The 4,184-nt window shown below is 70.7% G+C and carries 3 protein-coding genes; all 3 read left to right on the top strand.

Annotated features, from left to right (window positions below):
• Positions 1 to 106 precede the first annotated feature (106 nt).
• Positions 107 to 1,612, top strand: a complete 1,506-nt coding sequence (locus BH719_RS02855; RefSeq protein ID WP_009743234.1) for an alanine/glycine:cation symporter family protein — start codon at positions 107 to 109, stop codon at positions 1,610 to 1,612.
• Between the two features lie 9 nt (positions 1,613 to 1,621).
• Positions 1,622 to 2,389, top strand: a complete 768-nt coding sequence (locus tag BH719_RS02850; protein ID WP_009743233.1) for a fumarylacetoacetate hydrolase family protein — start codon at positions 1,622 to 1,624, stop codon at positions 2,387 to 2,389.
• 139 nt (positions 2,390 to 2,528) lie between these two features.
• Positions 2,529 to 4,031 carry a purine-cytosine permease family protein gene (locus BH719_RS02845; RefSeq protein WP_009743232.1) on the top strand — a complete coding sequence of 501 codons (1,503 nt, stop codon included), beginning with the start codon at positions 2,529 to 2,531 and terminating at the stop codon, positions 4,029 to 4,031.
• Positions 4,032 to 4,184: the final 153 nt, after the last annotated feature.

Below are 4,184 nucleotides of genomic sequence, written 5' to 3'. Positions count from 1 at the left end.
TGGCATGCTGTCAACGTCACATCAGGGCGGCGCCCGGGGTGCGGTGCCAGCGGGCGGTCCCGTCGGCGGCGCCCCGGCGCCGGCACAGTAACCGTAAGGAACCGAAGTGGAAGAATTCGCCGCGGTAGAGAAACAGATCGCCGACTGGATCACCACGCACTTCACCATCGTGATCCTGCTGGGCGTGGGCCTGCTGCTCACCATCGTCTCGCGGGGCGTGCAGGTGCGCATGCTCCCGGAGATGGTGCGCACCGTGTTCGGCTCCCGCCAGGGAGCCAAGGGCGGCATCTCCTCCTTCCAGGCCTTCGCCATCTCCCTGGCCGCCCGCGTCGGCGTCGGCAACGTCTTCGGGGTCGCCGCCGCCCTGCTGCTCGGGGGCCCGGGCGCCATCTTCTGGATGTGGGTCGTCGCCCTGGTCGGCATGGCGACGGCGTTCTTCGAGGCGACCCTGGCGCAGATCTTCAAGGTCCGCCACCCCGACGGCGCCTTCCGCGGCGGGCCCGCCTACTACATGAAGCGCGGCATGCGCAACCGCGCGATGGCCAACGTCTTCGCGGTCATCACCGTCCTCACGTGCGGCGTCGTCATCACCTCCGTCCAGTCCAACGCGATCGCGGGCACCCTCACCGAGGCGTTCGGCGAGGGCGCGCGCCAGCCCCTCGAAGGCGCGGGCGGCTTCTCGGCGGCCCAGCTCACAGTCGCCGGCCTCGTCTTCGTCTTCTCCGCGATGGTGATCTTCGGGGGCATCCGCACGGTCGCCAGGGTCACCGAGTGGATGGCCCCGATCATGGCCCTCGTCTACGTCGTGATGGTCGCCGTCATCTGCGTCCTCAACATCGGGCAGTTCGGCACCGTCCTGGGCCAGATCTTCACGTCGGCGTTCTCGCCCGAGCCGCTCGTGGGCGGACTCGGCGGCGGCATCCTGGCCGCCATGGTCAACGGCACCCAGCGGGGCCTGTTCTCCAACGAGGCCGGCCAGGGCACGGCCCCCAACGCCGCGGCGACGGCGACCGTGTCCCACCCGGTGCGCCAGGGCCTCATCCAGTCCCTCGGCGTTTTCATCGACACGATCGTCGTGTGCACGGCCACTGCCTTCGTGATCCTCATCGCCGGGGCCGAGGTGTGGGGAGGCCGGGGCGTGAACCCGTCGAACCTGACGACCCTGGCGGTCTCCCGCGAGCTGGGGGCCTGGACGATCGTCCCAATGGCGGTCCTCGTCTTCGTCCTCGCCTACTCGTCGATCATCGCCGCCTACGTCTACTCCGACACGAACATGTCCTTCGTCTTCGGCGGCCGGGCGTGGGCGACGTGGGTCGTGCGCGTCGTCTGCGTCGCCTCGGCCACCGCCGGGGCGCTGCTCAGCCTCGACGTCGTGTGGAACGCCGTGGACATCGCGATGGCGGTCATGACGATCACCAACCTCATCGCCCTGGTCATCCTCATGCGCTGGGGCCTGGGAGCGCTGCGCGACTACCAGGACCAGCGCAGGGCGGGGATCGCCGACCCCGTGTTCGTGGGGGAGGGCAACCCGCTGCTGCCCCGCGACGTTCCCGGGCGCGTGTGGAAACGCCCGAAGAAGTCCCGCGCCCGCAAACCCAGCAGCGCCGGTTAGGATCGCGCTATGAGAATCGTGCGCTTCTCCGACGGGTCGAGCCCCTGCTACGGCGCCCTCGACGACGGCTCCACCAGGATCGTCGGCCTCAAGGGCGACCCCCTCTTCGCGGCCGTGGAGCCCTCGGGCCGCGTCTTCGAGCTCGACGAGGTCCGCCTGCTGTCCCCGGTGATCCCGCGGTCGAAGGTGGTGGGGGTCGCCGGCAACTACTCCGACGAGCCCGTGCCCGACGCCGGCAGGACCCGCCCGCCCCTGTTCCTCAAGGCGAACACCTCGGTGATCGGGCCCGACGACCCCATCGCTATCCCCGTGTGGTCCGACGACGTGGTCTTCGAGGGCGAGCTGGCCGTCGTCATCAAGTCCCTGGCCAAGGACGTGCCCGTGGAGGAGGCGCACCAAGTGGTCCTGGGGTACACGGTCGCCAACGACGCGACCGCCCGCGACGCGGTGGACGGGGGGCCGTGGGCGCGCGGCAAGTCCTTCGACACCGCCTGCCCCCTGGGCCCGTGGATCACGGTGGACCCCGGGCTGGACCCGACGGACCTGGCGATCCGCTCCACCGTCAACGGCGCGCCCGCGCAGGACGGGTCGAGCGCCGACATGATCTGGAACGTCTTCGAACTGGTCTCCTACGCCTCGATGGCGTTCACCCTGCTGCCCGGCGATGTCGTCATCACGGGGGCGCCTCCCGGGTGCGGCCCCGTCAAGGCCGGCGACCGCGTCGAGATCACGATCGAGGGGATCGGCACCCTGTCGAACCCGGTCGTGCGCGCATAGGGGGAGTGCCCTCCCAGCCGTGCGAAGGGGGCCGCCCCGCCGGGGGCGCCCGCGGCCGCCCCCGCACAGGGGGGTGTTGCGCGGCGCGCGCACTGACTATGCTCTATGTTGCAGATCCCAATTGTCATAGGAGCGATCAATGTCCGATTCCTCTGCGCCCACTCCGGGCAATGCCCAGGGCGGCCTCGCCGTCGAAATGGCGGGCCTCGACGTCATCCCCGAAAGCGACCGCAAGGGCAGGCCGTCGGACCTGTTCATGCCGTGGTTCGCCGCGAACATCTCGGTCCTGGGCATCTCCTGGGGCTCGTGGGTGCTGGGCTTCGGCCTGTCCTTCCCCCAGGCCGTCGTCGTCTCGGTCATCGGCGTCTCCCTGTCGTTCCTGGTGTGCGGCCTGGTCGCCCTGGCGGGCAAACGCGGATCCGCCCCCACCCTGGTCCTGTCGCGCGCGGCCTTCGGCTACAACGGCAACCGCGTCTCCGCGCTGATCTCGTGGATCCTCACCGTCGGGTGGGAGACGTTCCTCTGCATCATGGCCGTCCAGGCGACTGCCACCGTCATGGGCGCCCTCGGATTCGAGAACCACCTGGTGGCCCAGATCCTCGCCCTCGTCCTCGTGGTCGTCCTGGCCGCCGGGTCGGGCGTGCTGGGCTTCGAGGCGATCATGCGCGTGCAGACGTGGATCACATGGGCGACCGCGGTCCTCACCCTCGTCTACCTGGTCCTCGCGGCGCCCACCATCGACATGGGCGCCCTCATGGCGCGCCCCGCTGGACCGGTGGCGGCGGTCCTGGGCGCCGGGTGCATGCTGCTGGTCGGCTTCGGCTTCGGGTGGATCAACGCGGCGGCCGACTACTCGCGCTACCTGCCGCGCACCGCATCCACCAAGGGCGTCGTGGGGTGGACGACCTTCGGGGCGGCGCTGCCCACAGTCGTCCTCGTGTTCTTCGGCGTCCTGCTGGTGGGCTCCAACTTCGACGCGCTCTCCGAGGCGATCGGCGACGACCCCATCGGCGCGCTCACCACGATCCTGCCGACCTGGTTCCTCATCCCCTTCGCCCTGGTCGCGATCCTGGGCCTGATCGGCGGCATCGTCATGGACATCTACTCCTCGGGCCTGTCGTTGCTGGCCACGGGAGTCCCCGTGTCGCGTCCGGTCGCCACCGCCATCGACGGCACGATCATGACGGTGGGCACCATCGTGGTCGTGTTCTTCGCCGACTCCTTCCTCACCCCCTTCACCGCCTTCCTCACCACGCTCGGCGTCGTCATCGCCGCGTGGGGCGGCGTCATGCTGGCCGACATCGCACTGCGCCGCAAGGACTACGACGAGCCCTCGCTCTTCGTCTCCGACGGGCGCTACGGCTCCGTGAACTGGGGCGCGGTGGCGACGCTGGCGGTCGCCTCGTTCGTCGGATGGGGGCTGGTGGTCAACACGAACGCCTCGTGGCTGTCGTGGCAGGGCTACCTGCTGGGCCCCCTCGGCGGGCGCGAGGGCGACTGGGCGGGCGCCAACATCGGCATCCTGCTCGCACTGGTCGTCGGATTCGCCGGCTACTGGGCGACCAGCGCGGGCCGCGTGCGCGCCCAGGAGGCCCAGCCCTCGCGCACCTACGCCCAGGGCGCCCCCGAGGGGGAGCGATGACTGCCCCGGGGGGCGCGGACCCGCGTTTCGTCTCGGCCCTCCTGGACGAGGAGGCCACGGCCGCCGCCTCCGCCCTCCTCTCCCTGGTGGGAGGGGAGCCCCGCGCGCTCGTCGTACTGGGATCGGGGCTCGCCCCCGCCCTCGACGCGGCGT

Source organism: Pauljensenia hongkongensis, from assembly GCF_001746855.1.
GTDB lineage: Bacteria > Actinomycetota > Actinomycetes > Actinomycetales > Actinomycetaceae > Pauljensenia > Pauljensenia hongkongensis.
Note: the sequence above shows the minus strand (reverse complement) of the source record. Positions and strands in the feature narration are given on the sequence as shown.

Excerpts from the sequence above, each read along its gene's own strand:
- BH719_RS02845 (WP_009743232.1), top strand. The coding sequence starts at position 2,529 with ATGTCCGATTCCTCTGCGCCCACTCCGGGCAATGCCCAGGGCGGCCTC.
- BH719_RS02850 (WP_009743233.1), top strand. The coding sequence starts at position 1,622 with ATGAGAATCGTGCGCTTCTCCGACGGGTCGAGCCCCTGCTACGGCGCC.